16 protein-coding genes are annotated in these 19,639 nt (G+C 64.1%); 7 read left to right on the top strand and 9 right to left on the bottom strand.

Translation table 11 applies throughout. The features are described from left to right. Positions 1–49: 49 nt before the first annotated feature. Both ilvN and ACN50D_RS02015 read right to left on the bottom strand, forming a co-directional pair. Positions 50–553 carry an acetolactate synthase small subunit gene (gene ilvN, locus ACN50D_RS02020; RefSeq protein WP_003944718.1) on the bottom strand — a complete coding sequence of 168 codons (504 nt, stop codon included), beginning with the start codon at positions 551–553 and terminating at the stop codon, positions 50–52. Beyond that, positions 550–2,490, bottom strand: coding sequence for an acetolactate synthase large subunit (locus ACN50D_RS02015; protein ID WP_037131672.1), 1,941 nt, complete (start codon positions 2,488–2,490; stop codon positions 550–552). Before ACN50D_RS02015 ends, ilvN begins: the two co-directional genes overlap by 4 nt. A gap of 266 nt (positions 2,491–2,756) precedes the next feature. Between ACN50D_RS02015 and ACN50D_RS02010 the strand changes: the two genes are divergently transcribed. From ACN50D_RS02010 to ACN50D_RS02000, 3 genes are all read left to right on the top strand, one after another. Beyond that, positions 2,757–3,272: a PH domain-containing protein gene (locus ACN50D_RS02010; RefSeq protein WP_211920599.1), complete on the top strand. Its 516-nt coding sequence runs from the start codon at positions 2,757–2,759 to the stop codon at positions 3,270–3,272. 72 nt (positions 3,273–3,344) lie between these two features. After that, positions 3,345–5,186 (top strand): dihydroxy-acid dehydratase, encoded by a 1,842-nt coding sequence (ilvD, locus tag ACN50D_RS02005; protein ID WP_070162233.1) that lies wholly within the window; start codon positions 3,345–3,347, stop codon positions 5,184–5,186. 768 nt (positions 5,187–5,954) lie between these two features. Next, complete coding sequence (locus ACN50D_RS02000; RefSeq protein ID WP_003944693.1) at positions 5,955–7,490, top strand: amino acid permease; 1,536 nt, start codon at positions 5,955–5,957, stop codon at positions 7,488–7,490. Between the two features lie 68 nt (positions 7,491–7,558). On the opposite strand, the gene ACN50D_RS01995 is transcribed toward ACN50D_RS02000, so the two are convergent. Next, positions 7,559–8,386: a DoxX family protein gene (locus tag ACN50D_RS01995; RefSeq protein ID WP_003944742.1), complete on the bottom strand. Its 828-nt coding sequence runs from the start codon at positions 8,384–8,386 to the stop codon at positions 7,559–7,561. 90 nt (positions 8,387–8,476) lie between these two features. On the opposite strand from ACN50D_RS01995, the gene ACN50D_RS01990 reads away from it, so the two are divergent. Next, positions 8,477–9,607: a PQQ-dependent sugar dehydrogenase gene (locus ACN50D_RS01990; protein ID WP_003944688.1), complete on the top strand. Its 1,131-nt coding sequence runs from the start codon at positions 8,477–8,479 to the stop codon at positions 9,605–9,607. A gap of 127 nt (positions 9,608–9,734) precedes the next feature. Then, positions 9,735–10,781 (top strand): NAD(P)-dependent alcohol dehydrogenase, encoded by a 1,047-nt coding sequence (locus ACN50D_RS01985; protein ID WP_042447438.1) that lies wholly within the window; start codon positions 9,735–9,737, stop codon positions 10,779–10,781. 88 nt (positions 10,782–10,869) lie between these two features. Here ACN50D_RS01985 and gatB read toward each other — a convergent pair whose 3' ends face one another. The 4 genes from gatB to ACN50D_RS01965 all read right to left on the bottom strand — a co-directional run bounded on the left by gatB (position 10,870) and on the right by ACN50D_RS01965 (position 15,500). Further along, entirely contained in the window at positions 10,870–12,381 is a 1,512-nt protein-coding gene (gene gatB / locus ACN50D_RS01980) for an Asp-tRNA(Asn)/Glu-tRNA(Gln) amidotransferase subunit GatB (protein WP_007729370.1), read from the bottom strand. Between the two features lie 25 nt (positions 12,382–12,406). Continuing rightward, a complete protein-coding gene (locus ACN50D_RS01975; RefSeq protein WP_019747919.1) occupies positions 12,407–13,438 on the bottom strand; it encodes an ATP-dependent 6-phosphofructokinase in 1,032 nt (343 codons plus the stop codon). A 115-nt stretch (positions 13,439–13,553) separates the two neighbouring features. Beyond that, positions 13,554–14,216 carry a response regulator gene (locus ACN50D_RS01970; protein ID WP_007729374.1) on the bottom strand — a complete coding sequence of 221 codons (663 nt, stop codon included), beginning with the start codon at positions 14,214–14,216 and terminating at the stop codon, positions 13,554–13,556. A 9-nt stretch (positions 14,217–14,225) separates the two neighbouring features. Further along, on the bottom strand, positions 14,226–15,500 hold the full coding sequence (locus tag ACN50D_RS01965; RefSeq protein WP_211920400.1) for a sensor histidine kinase: 1,275 nt from the start codon (positions 15,498–15,500) through the stop codon (positions 14,226–14,228). A gap of 164 nt (positions 15,501–15,664) precedes the next feature. Between ACN50D_RS01965 and ACN50D_RS01960 the strand changes: the two genes are divergently transcribed. Together ACN50D_RS01960 and ACN50D_RS01955 are read left to right on the top strand one after the other, a co-directional pair. Continuing rightward, complete coding sequence (locus tag ACN50D_RS01960) at positions 15,665–16,339, top strand: hypothetical protein (RefSeq protein WP_083057481.1); 675 nt, start codon at positions 15,665–15,667, stop codon at positions 16,337–16,339. Further along, positions 16,336–17,736 carry an alpha/beta-hydrolase family protein gene (locus ACN50D_RS01955; protein ID WP_211920402.1) on the top strand — a complete coding sequence of 467 codons (1,401 nt, stop codon included), beginning with the start codon at positions 16,336–16,338 and terminating at the stop codon, positions 17,734–17,736. The genes ACN50D_RS01960 and ACN50D_RS01955 overlap by 4 nt, the downstream gene beginning before the upstream one ends. A gap of 57 nt (positions 17,737–17,793) precedes the next feature. Here the strand turns inward: ACN50D_RS01955 and gatA are convergent, their stop codons facing one another. Both gatA and gatC read right to left on the bottom strand, forming a co-directional pair. Then, a complete protein-coding gene (gatA, locus tag ACN50D_RS01950) occupies positions 17,794–19,272 on the bottom strand; it encodes an Asp-tRNA(Asn)/Glu-tRNA(Gln) amidotransferase subunit GatA (protein WP_030535403.1) in 1,479 nt (492 codons plus the stop codon). Then, positions 19,269–19,568, bottom strand: coding sequence for an Asp-tRNA(Asn)/Glu-tRNA(Gln) amidotransferase subunit GatC (gatC, locus tag ACN50D_RS01945; RefSeq protein ID WP_003944747.1), 300 nt, complete (start codon positions 19,566–19,568; stop codon positions 19,269–19,271). Before gatC ends, gatA begins: the two co-directional genes overlap by 4 nt. Positions 19,569–19,639: the final 71 nt, after the last annotated feature.

Genomic DNA, 19,639 nt, shown 5'->3' with positions numbered 1-19,639 from the left:
ACTGCCACAGTTCTCAACCTCTCCTTGGATTTTTACGTGTCTAAAAGTACTAGCGGGTGGCCGTGATCGACTTCGGCCCTCGACCGACTGCCACGACCCCGGACTGAACGATCTCCCGGATACCGTACGGATCAAGCATCCGCAGCAGTGCATCCAGCTTGGACCGAGTACCGGTCGCCTCGATGGTGACGGACTCCGGAGAGACGTCGATCACCTTGGCGCGGAACAGGTTCACCGTTTCGATGACCTGCGTGCGCACGCTTGCATCAGCGCGCACCTTGATGAGCACGAGCTCGCGAGCGACGGATGCTTCACCGTCCTGCTCGACGATCTTGATGACGTTGATCAGCTTGTTGAGCTGCTTCGTCACCTGCTCGAGAGGGAACTCGTCGACCGTGACGACGATGGTCATACGTGAGATCTCGGGGATCTCGGTTCCGCCCACCGCAAGGGATTCGATGTTGAATCCGCGGCGGGAGAAAAGTGCGGAGACGCGAGCCAGCACGCCTGGCTTGTCCTCGACGAGAACACTGAGGGTGTGACTGGTGCTCACTTCTGATCCTCCCCTGTGCCCGCGGCGGGTCCGGCTTGCTCGCGTGACATGGCTTCGTGGATGACGGCGGGCTCGGCAACTGCCTCGTCGTCGTCGAACAGCGGCCGGATGCCCCGGGCCGCCATGATTTCGTCGTTGCTCGTTCCGGCAGCGACCATCGGCCACACCTGTGCGTCGGCGGTGACGATGAAGTCGATCACGACAGGCTTGTCGTTGATGGACTGCGCCTCACGGATCGCAGCTTCGACATCTTCTTCACGCTCGACACGAATTCCGTGGCAGCCCAATGCTTCTGCGAGCTTCACGAAGTCCGGGATGCGGATGGCGCCGTGCGTTCCGAGGTTGGTGTTGGAGTAGCGCTCTTCGTAGAAGAGTGTCTGCCACTGACGCACCATGCCGAGGTTGCCGTTGTTGATGAGGGCAACCTTGATCGGGATACCTTCGAGGGCACAGGTTGCGAGTTCCTGATTGGTCATCTGGAAGCAGCCGTCGCCGTCGATCGCCCACACCTCGGTGTCGGGCATGCCCATCTTGGCACCCATGGCTGCGGGAACCGCGTACCCCATGGTGCCGAGTCCGCCCGAGTTGAGCCACGTGCGCGGCTTCTCGTAACCGACGAACTGCGCGGCCCACATCTGATGCTGACCGACGCCGGCGCAGTAGATGGCATCCGGTCCGGCGAGCTTGCCGACGGTCTGGATCACGTACTCCGGGCTCAGCTGACCGTCGGTGGGACGGTCGTAGCTCAGCGGGTACGTACGACGGATGTCGTTCAGGTACGCCCACCACTCCGAGAGATCGAACGTGGTGCCCGTGGCCATGTCGGCGCGAATCGCCTCGATGAGTTCGGTGATGACCTCTTTGCAGTCGCCCACGATCGGAACGTCCGCGTAGCGGTTCTTGCCGATCTCGGCCGGATCGATGTCGGCGTGGATGACCTTGGCATCGGGCGCGAAGGAATCCAGCTGACCCGTGACGCGGTCGTCGAAACGCGCACCGAGGGTGATCAGGAGATCGCTGCGCTGCAGAGCGGCGACCGCAGCAACGGTGCCGTGCATTCCCGGCATACCGCAGTTGAGGTCGTGGCTGTCCGGGAACGCGCCGCGGGCCATCAGCGTGGTGACGACGGGGATACCGGTCAGCTCGGCCAATTCGAGCAGCTCCGGCGAGGAGTCGGACTTGATGACGCCGCCACCGACGTACAGAACCGGCGACTTGGCGTCGGCGATCAGACGTGCAGCTTCACGAACCTGCTTGCCGTGCGGCTTGGTCACCGGGCGGTAGCCCGGCAGACGCATCTCCGGCGGCCACGAGAACGTGGTCTGCGACTGCAGGATGTCCTTGGGGATATCGACCAGGACGGCGCCGGGGCGACCGCTGGCCGCGAGGTAGAAGGCCTCGGCCATGATGCGCGGGATGTCGATCGCGTCGGTGATCAGGAAGTTGTGCTTGGTGACCGGCATGGTGATGCCTGAGATGTCGGCTTCCTGGAAGCCGTCGGTACCGATCAGCGAGCGCGCCACCTGTCCGGTGATCGCCACGATCGGAACGGAGTCCATCTGCGCGTCGGCCAGTGGCGTGACCAGGTTGGTCGCACCGGGACCCGAGGTAGCCATGCAGACGCCGACCTTGCCGGTCGCCTGGGCGTAACCGGTGGCAGCGTGGCCTGCACCCTGCTCGTGGCGCACGAGCACGTGGCGAACCTTGACCGAATCGAAGAGTGGGTCGTAAACCGGGAGCACGGCACCGCCGGGAATGCCGAATACCGTGTCGACCTCGAGCTCTTCGAGGGCTCGAACCACAGACTGCGCGCCGGTTACCCGCTCAGGCGGGAGCTGGCGACGGTTGGCCGTCTGGGTTGCGGCAGCCGCGGTTGTCGGGCTCGGTGTCCCTGACTTGCGCGGCGTGGGTTGAGGCCGTGCTGTTGGTGCGCTCACTGGGAAATCCTCTGATTCTGGCTCCGGGCAACAAAAAACCCCCGTCAGCATCTGCTGAGCGAGGGTGGCGCGTCGTTATCTGGTGAGTTGAAAAATCGACTCAGGCGACGACGCGCCGGCCGATTACGAGCAACTCATTCTGTTTCACGCACTCGACAGTAGAGGCGCTAGTCGCGAACGGCAAACTTGGTGAGTCGACCGTCCCAGAATCTGAGATACATCGGCTGCAATGCGAAGATGTAGAGGTGTCAACTTCGCAGCAGCCCGTGCCACCGGCTCAATCATCCCACACGCCGAAACCACTTCGGCACGTCATCCGCATTTCGCAGCTCGCTTACATGGCGTGCGCGTTCCTTCTGTTCGCGGTCAGCTTCCCGATCTTCGGGTGGCCCGTCGCCTTCAGCTGGTTGCTGATCCTTCCGATCATCGCCGTCTATCTCGTCGCGCGACTGCGCACCACCGTCAGCCCTGACGGCCTCGAGGTCCGCTCGACGTTCTCCAAGCGCACCCTCGCCTGGGACGACGTCAAGGGTTTCCGCTTCCCGAAGCGGAGTTGGGCGCGCGCGGAACTCACCGACGGAACCGAGGTGACCCTGCCTGCGGTCAGCTTCGTCAGGCTTCCCGAGATCGCGATCGCCAGCGGCGGCCGCATCACCGATCCCTATGCATCTGCCGCAGAAGCCTTCGCCGCCAAGGAAGCCGAAGAGGAAGAAGCAGCTGCAGAAGCAGAAGCAGAGGTCGCCGAGAACACACAGGACCAGCCCGAAGAGAAGCGCCCGTAGCACGCGAGTAGCGTTGAAAGGCCCTCGCTTCTATTTGAGTGGACCAGCAACGATCACATAAGGAACACGCCCATGCCCCCGTTGAGGTCACGCACCACCACCATCGGACGTAATGCTGCCGGAGCCCGATCCCTGTGGCGCGCCACAGGAATGACGGATTCCGACTTCGGAAAGCCGATCGTCGCCGTAGCGAACTCGTACACCCAGTTCGTACCCGGCCACGTGCATCTCAAGAACGTGGGCGAGATCGTTGCCGAGGCCATCAGTGCGGCCGGCGGCGTCGCTCGTGAGTTCCACACCATCGCAGTCGACGACGGCATCGCAATGGGCCACGGCGGAATGCTCTACTCGCTCCCGAGCCGCGAGATCATCGCCGACTCGGTCGAGTACATGGCAAACGCCCACACAGCCGACGCACTGGTGTGTATCTCCAACTGCGACAAGATCACTCCCGGCATGCTCAACGCTGCAATGCGTCTCAACATCCCGACCGTCTTCGTCTCCGGTGGTCCGATGGAGGCCGGTAAGGCAGTGGTCGTCGGCGGCGTGGCCCAAGCCCCCACCGACCTCATCACCGCGATCTCCGCCTCTGCCAACGATGCCGTGTCCGACGCGGGCCTCGACGAGGTCGAGCGCAGCGCGTGCCCGACATGCGGGTCCTGCTCCGGAATGTTCACCGCCAATTCCATGAACTGCCTGACGGAGGCCCTCGGCCTCGCATTGCCGGGCAACGGCTCCACGCTGGCAACTCACAAGGCTCGTCACGCACTCTTCTCTCGTGCGGGCACCACCGTGGTCGAGGCTGCCCTCAAGTACTACCGCGACGGCGACGAGTCGGTGCTGCCACGCAACATCGCGACCCCGGCAGCGTTCCGCAACGCGATGGCTCTCGACGTCGCCATGGGCGGTTCCACCAACACCGTCCTGCACACGCTGGCTGCGGCGCAGGAAGGCGAGGTCGACTTCGACCTCGACACCATCGACGCGATCAGCCGAAAGGTTCCGTGCCTGTCCAAGGTCTCTCCCAACTCGGACTACCACATGGAAGACGTCCACCGCGCCGGCGGAATCCCCGCCCTGCTCGGTGAGCTTCGCCGCGGCGGACTCCTCGAAACCGACGTGTCCACCGTGCACACCAAGAGCTTCGACCAGTGGCTCGACGACTGGGACATCCGCTCCGGCAAGGCAACCGACGAGGCAATCGAACTCTTCCACGCGGCTCCCGGCGGCGTGCGCACCATCGAACCGTTCTCCACGGACAACCGTTGGTCTGCCCTCGACACCGATGCGGCCGGCGGCTGTATCCGCGACGTCGAGAACGCCTACACCGTCGAAGGCGGCTTGGTTGTCCTGCGTGGCAACATCGCACTCGACGGCGCAATCCTCAAGACGGCCGGCATCGACGAGGAACTGTTTTCCTTCCAGGGCCCGGCGCTCGTCGTCGAATCCCAAGAAGAAGCCGTCTCGGTCATCTTGCAGAAGAAGATCAAGGCCGGCGACGTTCTCGTCGTGCGTTACGAAGGCCCCAAGGGCGGCCCCGGCATGCAGGAAATGCTGCACCCCACTGCCTTCCTCAAGGGCGCAGGCCTCGGTAAGGAATGCGCACTGATCACCGACGGTCGTTTCTCGGGCGGAACCTCCGGGCTGTCCATCGGTCACATCTCCCCCGAGGCTGCCGCAGGCGGAATCATCGGTCTCGTCCAGAACGGCGATCAGGTTCGCATCGACGTCGCCTCGCGCACGCTCGAGATCCTGGTCGACGACGACGTCCTCGCCGAGCGACGCGCAAAGATGGAGGCCTCGGAGCGCCCGTGGCAGCCGGTCGATCGTCAGCGCACCGTGACGACAGCACTGCGCGCCTACGCCGCTCTGGCAACGTCCGCCGACAAGGGCGCGGTTCGCTACGTTCCGTAAGTTCTGCCACGAATCGAAAAAGATCCCCGGCCGCCTTTCGGCCGGGGATCTTTTCTGTAAGCGTGCGTGCGGCTCGAGACGCGCGTAGCCGATGTGACAGTCACACAAGGTTTTCGGGCAGTCGGACGTGCGGCAACCAACTCAGCTCCACGAGAATGCTCGCCAACGGGCCACGGCAGAGGGTCGACAGAGTCGGGTTCATGTCACCTCGGAGAAGAACGCGGGACCGACTGCGTCCGAACACGCCGTACTTCCTCCGGTGCTGTATGAGCTTGAACCACAACCCAATCCGATCATCCCGTCGCCGAGACACTCTGCCACGACGCGTGATCGACGCTCGATCGGATCCAGGTACGCGTTGGTCCTCTCGCCTGTCGCCCCGATACGGGTGAAATGGGACGTGCTGGCACAGCGACAGTGCAACTCATCGACAGCAAGACCGACCGACAGGTACCGAATAACCGGGCGACACGCGGAGCACCAACGGAACGATATGAGCTATCAGACATTTCAGACCGAATCGCGCGTCCGGCTCGTGAGCGAATTCACTTGGACGTAGGGTTTCAGACACCAGCTGATCAATTCAGATACATGAGGGGGGATGACTTTCAGTCAGGTGATCATTTCGGTCAGTTCGAGCGAGCCGACTTGCACACGGCGCTCACCAGTGGTTCCCTCATCAGGTCGCTGAGACGCACATCACAACGACGACAGTCAGCCACCGCCCGTCACCCACAAGGTCGACGGGAAACAACCAAGGAGCAATACATGCCCGGAGTCGGCATATGGCGCACCAAATCCGTCGAGCAATCGATCGCGGACACCGACGAGCCTGAGACAAAGCTCAAGAAGGAACTGACCGCGAAGGACCTCACGGTATTCGGAGTCGCCGTCGTCATCGGCGCAGGTATCTTCACGCTGACTGCTCGAACCGCAGGCAATGTCGCAGGACCCTCCATTTCACTGGCATTCGTTCTCGCTGCCATCGCCTGTGGCCTCGCCGCGCTGTGTTACGCGGAGTTCGCCTCCACCGTCCCCGTCGCAGGCAGCGCATACACGTTCTCCTACGCCACGTTCGGGGAGTTCGCCGCCTGGATCATCGGCTGGGACCTCATTCTCGAGTTCGCTCTCGCCTCCGCCGTCGTCGGCAAGGGCTGGTCGCTGTACCTCGGCAACGTCATCGGGGCCAGCGGAAGCACCACCGCCCACATCGGTTCGATCAGCTTCGACTGGGGCGCTCTGCTCATCATCGGCGCGATCACGCTGATCCTCGCGATCGGCACCAAGGTTTCCTCGCGAGTCTCCGCGATCATCACCGCGATCAAGATCGCAGTAGTCCTGCTCGTCATCGTCGTGGGCGCGTTCTACATCAAGAAGGAGAACTACTCCCCCTTCATCCCGCCGTCCGAAGGAACCGAGAGTTCTGCAAGCGGAATCCATCAGACCCTGTTCTCCTGGCTGACCGGCGCAGGCGGAAGTAGCTACGGCGCTTACGGATTGCTCGCCGCAGCCAGCCTCGTGTTCTTTGCCTTCATCGGTTTCGACGTCGTCGCCACCACCGCCGAGGAAACCAAGAACCCGCAGAAGTCGTTGCCGCGAGGAATCTTCGGCTCGCTCGCCATCGTCACGGTTCTCTACGTTGCCGTCACGCTCGTACTGACCGGCATGGTCAAGTACACCGAACTCAAGGACGGCAGTCCGTTGGTCGGCGATTCCAGCGCCACCCTCGCAACCGCATTCGAGGCCAACGGCATTGGTTGGGCACAAACCGCCATCAACTTCGGTGGCCTGGCCGGCCTCACGACAGTTGTCATGGTCATGATGCTCGGCCAGACCCGCGTCCTCTTCGCCATGTCCCGTGACGGCCTCATGCCGCGCAGCCTGGCCAAGACCAACGCCAAGGGCATCCCGATGCGCATCACGTTGATCGTCGGTGGCATCGTTGCCGTCCTGGCAGCGTTCTTCCCCATGGGCACGCTCGAAGAGATGGTCAACATCGGAACGCTGTTCGCCTTCGTCCTGGTTTGTGTCGGTGTCATCGTCCTTCGCCGCACCCGCCCCGACCTGCCGCGCGGATTCCGCGTCCCGCTGGTGCCGTTCGTTCCGATCGTCGCCGTGCTCGCCTGCGGTTGGCTGATGCTCAACCTCTCGGTCGAGACCTGGATCCGGTTCCTCGTCTGGATGGCCATCGGTGTGCTCGTGTACTTCGCCTACGGTCACCGCAAGTCGGTCCTCGGTCGCAAGCTCAAGGACGGAACGGCCATCCCGTCCGCGAACGCCGACCCGGTACTCGTCAAGGACTGATCCTTCACAAACGAACCGCCGCTCTCCGATTCGGAGAGCGGCGGTTCGTTGGTTCGACGGCGCGAGTTTCAGATGAGCGGATTGGCACCGTTCAGGAAGATCCAGGTGCAGACGCCGGCAGCGATACCGAGGATCAAAACCACGAGCGATCCGATAAACGGACGAGTTGCCCAGCCACGACGACCGTCGAGCGCAATACGACCTGGTCCCGTCAAAATGATGACGCCCGCACAGATTCCGAGCAGCATCTCGTACTCGGTCCCGGCCGGGGCGAAGTACTCCAGGCCGGGTGCGCTCGCCTGACGCAGCGCCCACGCATTGATCATCACCGCCAGAACCGACGCTGCCGCAACGGGAGTCAGCAACCCGAGGATCAGGAGGGCGCCACCTGCGACTTCACCGACGGCGCCGAGTATCGCCATCCACTTCGCCTGCTGGAACCCGGCGTCCGCCAGCATCGACTCGAACCCGTTCAGCCCCGGCCCGTTCCAGATACCGGTCAATTTCTGCAGACCGTGCACCAACGCAGTTCCACCGACGGCCAATCGCAGTGCAAGCAACCCGAGGTCGAGAGTGCCTCGGCCCCGCGGAGACTCAGTTGTACCTGCCACGGCTTCGGCGGTGGGAACGGCGGCGATCGGAGCGTCGTACGCCGTCTCACGCTCGAGAGCCACGGTCGGCTGATCCGCGCCAGGTGCTCGGTATGTCGGTATCTGTTCGGTCAGGGAGTTGGCGTTCGTGGAACCGAAATCGAGATCGTCGTCGGTCCGCGGCAACGGATTCTTGGCGCTCACCGTCGGAAATTGTTCGGTGGGCGAATCATACGGACTGGACACATTGCCCGTCGGCTTGTCCGCATCCGACAACTCGCTGGGATCTTTTCGCTCGTCAGTCACGTAGGTGAGCCTATGACCGATTCACGAACTCGACGGGGAACCTTGGTCCGGCGTGGCGGCATCTGCCGTGCATTACGTAACGTCTTGGGCATGACTACGGGTAGGCATGCAGCGCTGGGCGCACTGGCGCTGGTGCTCGGGACATCGTTGCTCGCAGGTTGCGCCGACTTCGACGAATCGACTGCCTCGCCGTTCACACCCGAACCGACCAACCAGGCCAGCGCGGAAGTGCAGCCGGAGAACCCGCCGCCGTCGACCACGCCGCCGGCGCCGCGGACCGGCCCCCTCGGACCGTGTCAGGATGCCGACACCGCCGTGATCGCAACCTGTCTCGACACCACGGGTGGGCTCGTCACACTCCCGGACGGGAACTCCGGACTGGTCGCCGAACGGCGGACCGGCCGGATCATGCAGGTAGCTCCCAACACGACACCGGTCGAGGTAGCCAAGATCGACGTCGACGGCAGCGGTGACGGCGGCCTTCTCGACATCGCACTCTCCCCCACGTTTGTCGAAGACAACCTGATCTATGCCTACGTCACCACCGGAACGGACAACCGGGTGGTCCGCATCGCTCCGGGTGACACCGCCAAGGAAGTACTCGGTGGAATCCCGCGCGGCGCGAGCGGCAACGGCGGGTCACTGGAGTTCGCGGCCCCGGACCAGCTCATGGTTCTGACAGGCGATACCGGAAACCCCGCGGTTGCTCAGGATCCCGCCTCGTTGGCGGGGAAACTCTTGCGGGTCCGATCGCTGACACCCAACGCTGCGCCGCCTCGCCCGGAAGTTGTTCTGTCCGGAATCGGAAACGGCGGCGGCGTGTGCGTCGATCCGGGAATCGCGACGTGGGTCACGGACCGAACCACTCTCGAGGATCGCCTCCAACGCGTCGGCGCCGACGGCACGGTGACATCCCCCGCGTGGACGTGGCCCGACCGACCCGGAGTCGGCGGGTGCATCGCGGCGCAGGGAGTGGTAGCTGTCGCGCTGGGGGCCGGCAAAGCGATCTCGGCGCTGGCCGCAGATCCAGGAACAGGTGCCGTCACGACCGCGCCGTCGGCAGTGGCGAAAGACACGTACGGCCAGCTGGGCGGTTTGGCACTCGGATCCGACGGTTTGATGTGGGCGAGCACGATAAACAAAACCGCGGGCGAGCCGGGTCCGAACGACGACAAGGTGGTCAAGATCCCGATGCCGAGTGGCAGCGGCGGGATCGACTGAGCCGCCATGTCTGTTCGGTCACGGATCCCGTGACCGAACATGCACAGATGCGTACTCTTTTGTTAGCGGGGCTAAACACCACGCATTCGCCAGGACCGGTTGGCCCAACCACGACAAAGGAGTCGGTATGAAGGCAATCCAGTACACGAGAATCGGCGCAGAACCCGAACTCACGGAGATTCCCAAACCCGAGCCCGGTCCAGGTGAAGTGCTCCTGGAAGTCACCGCTGCCGGCGTCTGCCACTCGGACGACTTCATCATGAGCCTGCCCGAGGAGCAGTACACCTACGGCCTTCCTCTCACGCTCGGCCACGAGGGCGCCGGCCGGGTCGCCGCCGTCGGCGAGGGCGTCGAAGGGCTCGACATCGGAACCAATGTCGTCGTCTACGGACCCTGGGGCTGTGGCAGCTGTTGGCACTGCTCGCAAGGACTCGAAAACTACTGTTCTCGAGCAAAAGAACTCGGCATCAATCCTCCTGGTCTCGGTGCACCCGGCGCGTTGGCCGAATTCATGATCGTCGATTCACCTCGCCACCTCGTCCCGATCGGCGACCTCGATCCGGTCAAGACGGTGCCGCTGACCGACGCCGGTCTGACTCCGTATCACGCGATCAAGCGTTCACTGCCGAAACTTCGCGGTGGCTCGTACGCCGTCGTCATCGGTACCGGCGGTCTCGGCCATGTCGCCATCCAACTCCTCCGCCACCTCTCGGCAGCAACCGTCATCGCACTCGACGTGAGCGCGGACAAGCTCGAACTGGCAACCAAGGTAGGCGCTCACGAAGTGGTTCTGTCCGACAAGGACGCGGCCGAGAACGTCCGCAGGATCACCGGAAGTCAGGGCGCCGCACTGGTTCTCGACTTCGTCGGCTATCAGCCCACCATCGACACCGCGATGGCTGTCGCCGGCGTCGGATCGGACGTCACGATCGTCGGGATCGGCGACGGGCAGGCCCATGCCAAAGTCGGGTTCTTCCAAAGTCCTTACGAGGCTTCTGTGACAGTTCCGTACTGGGGTGCCCGCAACGAGCTGATCGAATTGATCGACCTGGCGCACGCCGGCATCTTCGACATCGCGGTGGAGACCTTCAGTCTCGACAACGGCGCCGAAGCGTATCGACGACTGGCCGCCGGAACGCTCAGCGGCCGCGCGGTTGTGGTCCCTGGTCTGTAGACCGACAGCGGCAAAACGACAGCGAAAAACACTGATGCCCGGGCGAATTCGATTCGGCCGGGCATCAGTGTCAGAAATTCAGTGTGCGCTAGCTGCACGCCTCGATGACAAGTTCCTTCACACGAGCCGCGTCTGCCTGTCCACGAGTGGCCTTCATGACGTCGCCGACGATCTTTCCGGCGGCCTGCACCTTGCCACTGCGAATCTTGTCCGCGATGTCGGGGTTCGCTGCGAGCGCTTCGTCGACGGCTGCCTTGAGCTTGGTTTCGTCACGTTCGACGACCAACTCCGGGTGGGCCGCGACAACCTGCTCCGGGTCACCCTCGCCGTCGAGGACGTGATCGACGACCTGGCGAGCCACTTTGTTGTTGAGCTTGCCGCTGTCGATGAGAGCTACGACCTGGGCAACCTGCGCCGGGGTGATCGGCAGAGCGCCGAGTTCGACGCCACGGGTGTTCGCCTGCTGTGACAGGTAGGACAGCCACCAGGAGCGCGCTGCCTCGGGCGAAGCACCGGCCTCGGTGGTCGCGATCACCAGATCGATGGCACCGGCGTTGACGAGGTCGCGCATGACCTCGTCGGAGATTCCCCAGTCCTTCTGGATCCGCGCACGGCGAATCCAGGGAAGCTCCGGCAAGGTACCGCGCAGTTCTTCGACCCACTCGGCGCTCGGAGCGACGGGCTCGAGATCCGGTTCCGGGAAGTAGCGGTAGTCCTCGGCCGTTTCCTTCCGGCGTCCCGCTGCGGTGGTGCCGTCGCCTTCCTGGAAATGGCGGGTCTCCTGGATGACCTCACCGCCGGCGTCGAGAACTGCTGCCTGACGGCGCATTTCGTAGCGAACTGCGACCTCGACGCTCTTGAGGGAGTTGACGTTCTTGGTCTCGGTGCGGGTCCCCAGTTCGGTGGAACCGATCGGCATGAGGGAGATGTTGGCGTCGCAGCGCATCGATCCCTGATCCATGCGGACGTCGGAGACGTCGAGGGACTTCAGCAGATCACGAAGCGCCGTGACGTACGCGCGAGCAACCTCGGGGGCGCGCTCACCGGCACCGTGGATGGTCTTGGTGACGATCTCCACCAACGGAACGCCCGCACGGTTGTAGTCGAGCAGCGAATGGCTGGCACCGTGGATACGACCGGTAGCGCCACCCACGTGGAGGGACTTACCGGTGTCCTCCTCCATGTGGGCGCGCTCGATCTCGACGCGCCACGTCGTGCCGTCGTCGAGGATCACGTCGAGGTAACCCTCGGTTGCGATCGGCTCGTCGTACTGGGAGATCTGGTAGTTCTTCGGCTGATCCGGGTAGAAGTAGTTCTTGCGAGCGAATCGGCCCCACGGCGTGATGGAGCAGTTGAGCGCAAGGCCGATCCGGATCGCGGACTCGACAGCGGCTGCGTTCACCACCGGCAACGAACCGGGCATGCCCAGACAGACCGGGCACACCTGGGTATTGGGTTCGGCACCGAACTCGGTGGGGCACGGGCAGAACATCTTGGTCGCGGTGCCGAGTTCTACGTGCACCTCCATACCCATCACAGGCTCGTACTTGGTCAGTACTTCGTCGTAATCGAGGATGTCGGGCGCATCGACAGCAGTCATGGTGATCAGTTTATGCGTCTGCGGCTCAGCCGAAGAATGCGGCTGCCTCCTCGTAGCGCTCCTTGGGCACCGTCTTGAGTTTGCGGGTCGCCTCGGCGAGCGGAACGAGGTCGATGGACGTTCCGTGCAACGCGACCATCTGACCGAAATCTCCGCGGTGAGCTGCGTCGGTGGCATGAACGCCGAAGCGAGTGGCGAGGATGCGGTCGTGCGGCGTCGGGGTGCCACCGCGCTGAATGTGCCCGAGGACGGTGGTGCGAACTTCCTTGCCGATCCGGCGCTCGATCTCGTTTCCGAGCTGCTGCGCGACACCGGTGAAGATCTTGTGGCCGAACTCGTCTATGCCACCTTCGCGCAGGGTCATCGACGCGGGATCGGGCATCGCACCTTCAGCCACGACGCAGATGAAGTGGGAGTCGCCACGCTGGAAGCGCTTCTTGACCATCGCGCACACCTCGTCGACGTCGAACGGCTGTTCCGGAACCAGAGTCAGGTGTGCCCCCGACGCCAGTCCGGCCTGCAGCGCGATCCAGCCCGCATGCCGGCCCATGACCTCGACGAGCATGACGCGCTGGTGCGATTCGGCCGTGGTATGGAGCCTGTCGATGGCGTCGGTGGCGACAGCCAAGGCGGTGTCGAAACCGAAAGTCACGTCAGTGCAATCGATGTCGTTGTCGATCGTCTTGGGCACACCGATCACGGGTACGCCGCTCTCGGAAAGCCAACTGGCCGCGGTGAGAGTGCCTTCGCCGCCGATCGGGATCAGGACGTCGATCCCGTTGTCGTCGAGAGTCTGCTTGATCTGATCGAGGCCCGCACGGAGTTTGTCGGGGTTCACGCGAGCGGTGCCGAGGATCGTGCCACCGCGGGTGAGGATGCGGTTGATGCGGTCATCGGAGTCGAGCGGGACCTTGCGGTCCTCGAGCAATCCTCGCCAGCCGTCCCGGAATCCGACCACGGTACTGCCGTAACGACCGGCCGACGTACGTACGACGGCGCGGATGACCGCGTTCAAGCCCGGGCAGTCGCCGCCGCCCGTGAGGATTCCGATTCGCATAGTGCAGCACCTCTCGTGACCGGATTGTGGATCTTGGTGTCCATCTTCCCCCAGTCACGGTATTGCCGCAGGATAGCGGCGTTGCCGAGCCGCAACGCCGCGCCGCACGGGACCCCTAACCCGGCGTGACGAGCCCGCTTTCGTACGCCAGCACGACTGCCTGGGCGCGATCGCGCAGATCGAGCTTCGACAGCACCTTCCCGACATGGGTCTTGACGGTCTGCTCGGCGACGAACAGCCGCTCGGCGATCTCGACGTTGGACAATCCGCGGGCGATCAGTTCGAGGACCTCGCGCTCACGCGGGGTCAGGGCGTCCAGCGCTGCGGGCCGTGCGCGCGGGGCCGCCCGCCGGCTGGTCACATCGGCAATCAGACGCCGAGTCACCGTCGGCGCCAGCAAAGCCTGCCCTTCGGCAACGACGCGTACCGCCCGAATCAGCTCCTCAGCCGGTGCGTCCTTGAGCATGAACCCGCTCGCTCCGACGCTCAGGGCCTCGTAGACGTAGTCGTCGATGTCGAAAGTGGTGAGCATGAGGACTCGCACCGGCGGTTCCCATCCGGCGGACAGAATCTGGCGGGCAGCGTCGAGTCCGTTCATCTCGGGCATGCGAACATCCATCAAGACCACATCCGGACGCAATCGCGCGACCTCGGCGACGGCGATCTTGCCGTCCGGCGCATCGCCGATCACGCTGATGTCGGGCTGGGCGGAGAGTAGGGCTCCGAACCCTTGTCGAACCATCGCCTGGTCGTCTGCGATGAATACTGTGATGGGCACTCGGACAGCCTAGGCGGGCATCGACGGCAACTCGGCCCGGACCTCGAACCCTCCGTCCTCGCGCCGGTTTGCCAACAGCATGCCGCCCACCGCCGAAGCCCGCTCACGCATTCCGCGGATTCCGTTGCCACCAGTGGTTTCCGACGCCGAGTGCTGATTGCCACCCAATGGCGAAGGTCCGTTGTTCACGAGCGCGCTCACCGATTGCGGACCGAAGGCCACGGCGACCTCGATGGGTCCGCCTGGCGAATGCCTGGCCGCGTTGGTGATCGACTCCTGAATGATCCGGTAGAGCGCAAGGCCCGTGGATTCCGAGACCGACGCTCGATCGCCGTCGACTCGCCACGATACCGGCAAACCGGCACGGGTACTGCCGAGCAACAGTTCGTCCAACTGGTCGACGCCCGGTTGTGGAGCCGTCACCACGGTGTCCCCGTCGCTGCGCAGGACTCCGAGGAGGCCGCGGATCTCGTTGAGCGCTGCTCGCCCTGTCTCACTTATCGATTCGAATTCGGTTCGGATCTCCGGAGTGACTGCATCGAGTCTGTACGGCGCACTCTGAGCTTGCACGACCACCATCGACATGTGGTGGGCCACGATGTCGTGCAAGTCGCGGGCGATCCGCGCCTTCTCCTCGAGGATCGTGCGTCGAGTGCGTTCGAGTTCACTGACTTCCTCCTGCTTGGCCAACTGGCGGCGCGAGAGGACCAACCAGCGGATCAACAGGCAGAAGACGACCAGTGCACTCAGCCCGACAGCCCAACCGGCGCCGTCGCTTCCCGGGGCGTTGCCGAGGAAGAGCAGCACCGTGGCGATCCAGGCGACACCGACAACCTGAATGGGCGCCCGCAGACTCACTGCGGCCAGCAACGACATCAGCACGATGATGTGGACGACCTGCCACGGGTAGTCGTAACCGGGAGTGTTGTCGAACACCAACGGGATGATCAACGCCGAGACCGCCGACACCGCCCACCCCAACGGAGCGTTGATCCGGATCAGGACGAACGGAAATGCAGCCAACGCGGCGACGAAGGGCATGATCGGCGGCGAAACATGATGCGTCAGTTGCAGTGTCGGCCAGGCAATCGAATAGAGGATCAGAGTGATCGCTACGGTGACGATGTTCCAGAACTGACCGCGGGCCACGAAACTGGTTGCCCGGCGCACTTTCTCCGAATGAACGACCGCCCCGTCGAGGCCGGACAGCATCGACCCGGCGGTGGCGTATGTCGGCGTGGGCACATCCGGTGCACCCTTGTTCTTCCTACGGACCTTGATCACTCGTCAAGCCTATGAAGGCGAACCCCGAAAGTCCTCATACTGCAGAGTGAGATCCCCCTACCTCCGAGGTATCACAGGGGAGGGAATTCTCACCCGAATGCGCGTCGGAGAACCCCTCCACAGAGCGATGACCGTCAGGATTGTCCGTTCATAGCGTGAACGGCATGCGGATCACACGGGTGAAAGACATCTCTCGAAGCGCCGGCACCTGGGCTGCCCTGGCGCTGGCTGCAACGGCAGCGATCACGGTCACTGCCGGAGCGAGCGGAGCCCAGTCGCCGCGCACCGAGAATTCGAACGCATCCAGGGCGATCGCCACCGTGACTACTGCGGATGCCTCTGACGCTGCGACCACCATCCCGGCGGACTTTGCGGCATTCGCCGGTTACACCCCCGCCGTCGTCGACGGATACCTCGCCAATCCCCACGGCGACTGCTCGTCGCCGGTCCCACTTCCCGACGAATTCGACTCGGCCTGCAAAGCGCACGATCTCGGCTACGACCTACTCCGCTACGCGCATTCGCACGGAACGGAACTGGGGCCGTGGGCACGTCAGGTCCTCGACGGTCAGCTCGACCAGCGAATGCATGCCGCGTGTGAAGACCGCACGTCCTTTCTCTCACGAGGGTATTGCTTCGCGATGGCCGATGTAGCCGTCACGGCTGTGAACGGAAACTCCTGGCGCCAAAGCTATCTGACGCCGGTCGCGGAATCGGGATTCGGTTACGGCACGGCCGGTGTTCTGGCAGTCTCCGCCTTCGGCTTCACCCTGATGCGATCGCGGCGCCTCGACCCGTCGAACGAGTTCTCCTACTCCCCGAAAGCGATTGCAGCATGAGCGTTCTGAATGCGTCACGGACCCCCGTCCTCGCCCGAGTCGGGGCGCTCGCACTCCCCCGCGTGTCCACGAGCGTCGCCGTGGCAGCGATGTCCGCCATCTCGCTGGCTCCCGGACTCCTGCCGCGATCAGCCGTACTACAAGGGGTGTTCAGCGGTCTGCTCGTCGCGGCCGGACTACTGGCGATGTGGGCGTTCTCCGCGGTAGCCCGTCGGCTCGTCCCCGACCGGGTCAAGGCCCGATTCGACGAACGTCATTGGCGCATCACCGCGTTCGGGTTGTCGACTGCCGGCACCGCAGTTGCGATGTTCGCCGCCGCCGGTTGGCAGAACTCGTTGCGAGCGGCGATGGGCGCACCGTCTGCCGGACTTCTCCACTGGGCGGAGGCGGGTTGCATTTCAGCACTGACCGCACTTGGTCTCTGGGGCATCGGGATCGGAATTTCGAAGGCGCTGCGGTGGATGGGTTTCGCGCGGAGCGTCGGCGCACTGGTCATGGGTATTCTCGGGGTGCAGTTGGTAGTCGGTCCCGTCGTGTGGAACGGCCTCGCCGATTCGTTCGACAAGTCCAACGCGTACATCGACACTGCTCTGACACAGCCACTTTCGGCCTCTGTGTCAGGCAGCCCCGAATCTCTCATCTCGTGGACGTCGATGGGGGCGGAGGGACGCAAATTCGTCGCAGCAGGCGAAGACTCGGTGCGTGTCTACGCCGGTTTGGATTCGGCACCCGACACTGCATCACGTGCCGCTCTCGCGGTGAGCGAACTCGATCGCGTCGGCGGCTTTGCCCGCAACAGCGTCGTAGTGGCCGTTCCGACCGGATCGGGGTGGATCGACACGCATGCAGTCGACGGTATCGAGCAACGGTTCGGCGGCGACGTCGCAATAGTCGGGCAGCAATACTCCGACGCACCCAGTTGGGCGACATTCCTGTTCAGCCGCGACGACGCCGAAGAATCGGCAACCGCTCTGTTCACCGCCGTCGGCAGCCACATTGCCGCTATGCCCGCCGAGGATCGACCGGACCTGTTCCTCTACGGACAGAGCCTCGGCGCCGTCGGCGGCAGCGCCGCACTGACCGAGGCTTTGTCCGAGGGCAGTCCCACCACCGCGTGCGACGTGTTGTGGGCCGGTCCCCCGGCGGGCGCGACACGAACGGACGGCGCAACCGTCCTCGCGAACACTTCCGACCCGGTGGTGTGGTGGTCGCCTGCCCTCGCGACACAGAAACCGGATCTGAGCCGTGCCGTGCAAGATGCACCGATCCCGCAGTGGATCCCGGGTGTCACGTTCTTGCAGACCACCGTCGACATGCTCGGTTCGCTCGGTGTCCCCGCCGGTCACGGCCATCGCTACGGAACCGATCAGGGGACGGCCCTGAGAACTTGCTCCTGAAACTGCTGTGCGCCTTTATTAACCGCGGGGGGTTGATAAAGGCGCACAGCAAACAGGTCAGACTGCAGTCGCGATCGGGCCGCGAGCTGCTTCGTAGGCCGCACCGACACGGTAGAGGCGCTCGTCAGCCATGGCGGGCGCCATGATCTGCAAGCCCACCGGCAGGTTGTCGTCCGCGGACAGGCCCGAGGGCACCGACATCGCGCAGTGTCCGGCCAGGTTGGTCGGCAACGTGCACAGGTCCGAGAGGTACATGGCCAACGGATCGCCGACCTTCTCCCCCAACTTCCACGGCGTGAACGGGCTGGTCGGCGAGACCAGTACGTCCACCTTCTCGTAGGCCTTGTCGAAATCGCGCGCGATGAGCGTACGGACCTTGAGCGCCGAACCGTAGTAGGCGTCGTAGTAGCCCGAGGACAGTGCGTAGGTACCGATCATGATGCGGCGCTTGACCTCCGGACCGAAACCGGCGGCGCGGGTTGCCGCCATGACCTGGTCGGCACTCATGTTGCCGTCGTCGACACGCAGTCCGTAGCGCATCGCGTCGAAGCGGGCCAGGTTGGACGAGACCTCACTGGGCAGCACCAGATAGTACGACGCGAGCGCGTGCTCGAAGCTCGGGCACGAGACCTCGACAACCTCGGCACCGAGTGCCTTGAGCTGCTCGACGGCAGCATCGAAGGAAGCGATGACGCCGGGCTGGTAGCTGTCGGAGTGAAGTTCCTTGACCACACCGACTTTGACGCCGCGCAGGTCGCCGTTTGCACCTTCGCGTGCGGCGGCGACGACCGGACGCACGGGGGCGTCGATGGACGTGGAGTCACGCGGATCGTGTCCGGCGATGACCTCGTGCAGCAGAGCGGTGTCGAGCACGGTGCGACCACAGGGGCCGCCCTGATCGAGCGAGGACGCGCACGCGACGAGTCCGAAGCGCGAGACGGTTCCGTACGTCGGCTTGGTTCCGACTGTCGCGGTGACCGCAGCGGGCTGACGGATCGAACCGCCGGTGTCAGTGCCGATGGCCAGCGGGGCCTGACGGGACGCGAGCGCAGCCGCACTGCCGCCGCCCGAACCACCGGGGATGCGGGTGACGTCCCACGGGTTACGCGTCGGGCCGAAGGCCGAGTTCTCGGTCGAAGAGCCCATCGCGAACTCGTCGAGGTTCGTCTTGCCGAGGATCGGGATGCCGGCAGCGCGCAGCTTGGAGGTCAGAGTCGCGTCGTACGGCGCGACCCAGCCTTCGAGAATCTTCGACGCACAGGTGGTCGGCATGTCCGTCGTGGTGAAGATGTCCTTCAACGCGATCGGAACGCCGGCGAGTGCCGAAGCAGGTTCGTTTCCGCCTGCGAGCGAGTTGTCCACTGCTGCGGCGGCTTCGAGAGCCTGTTCGCCTGCAACGTGCAGGAAGGCGTGGTACTCGGTGTCGACGGCCGCGATGCGGTCGAGATGCGCCTGCGTGACCTCTACGGAGGACACCTCACGCGAGTGGATCTTGCCGGCCAGCTCAGCGGCGTCCAGCGTGGTCAGATCGGTCATTCGCCCTCTCCAAGGATCTGCGGAACCGCAAAGCGATCCTGTTCGACTGCGGGTGCTCCGGACAATGCCTGCTCGGGGGTCAACCCGGGCACGATCACGTCGGGGCGCGTCACGTTGGTGACGGCATTGGGATTCGCCATGGGCGGGACGTCGTCGGCCGCAACCTCGGTGACCACCTTGACGTGGTTGAGAATCGAATCCAACTGACCGGCGAACTCGTCGAGTTCGGCATCGGACAGGGCGAGTCTGGACAGCCGCGCGAGGTGCGCGACCTCGTCACGGGAGATGGCAGGCACCGCGGGGCCCCTTTCGGAAGAGGACGTGAACATTGCCGGTCCAGCCTAGTTGCTCGCCGCGACAGACCTGT

This window comes from Rhodococcus sp. SB1D (genome assembly GCF_048573875.1).
GTDB lineage: Bacteria > Actinomycetota > Actinomycetes > Mycobacteriales > Mycobacteriaceae > Rhodococcus_F > Rhodococcus_F qingshengii.
The sequence above is the reverse complement of the archived record's forward strand: the minus strand, read 5'-3'. Positions and strand labels throughout refer to the sequence as shown.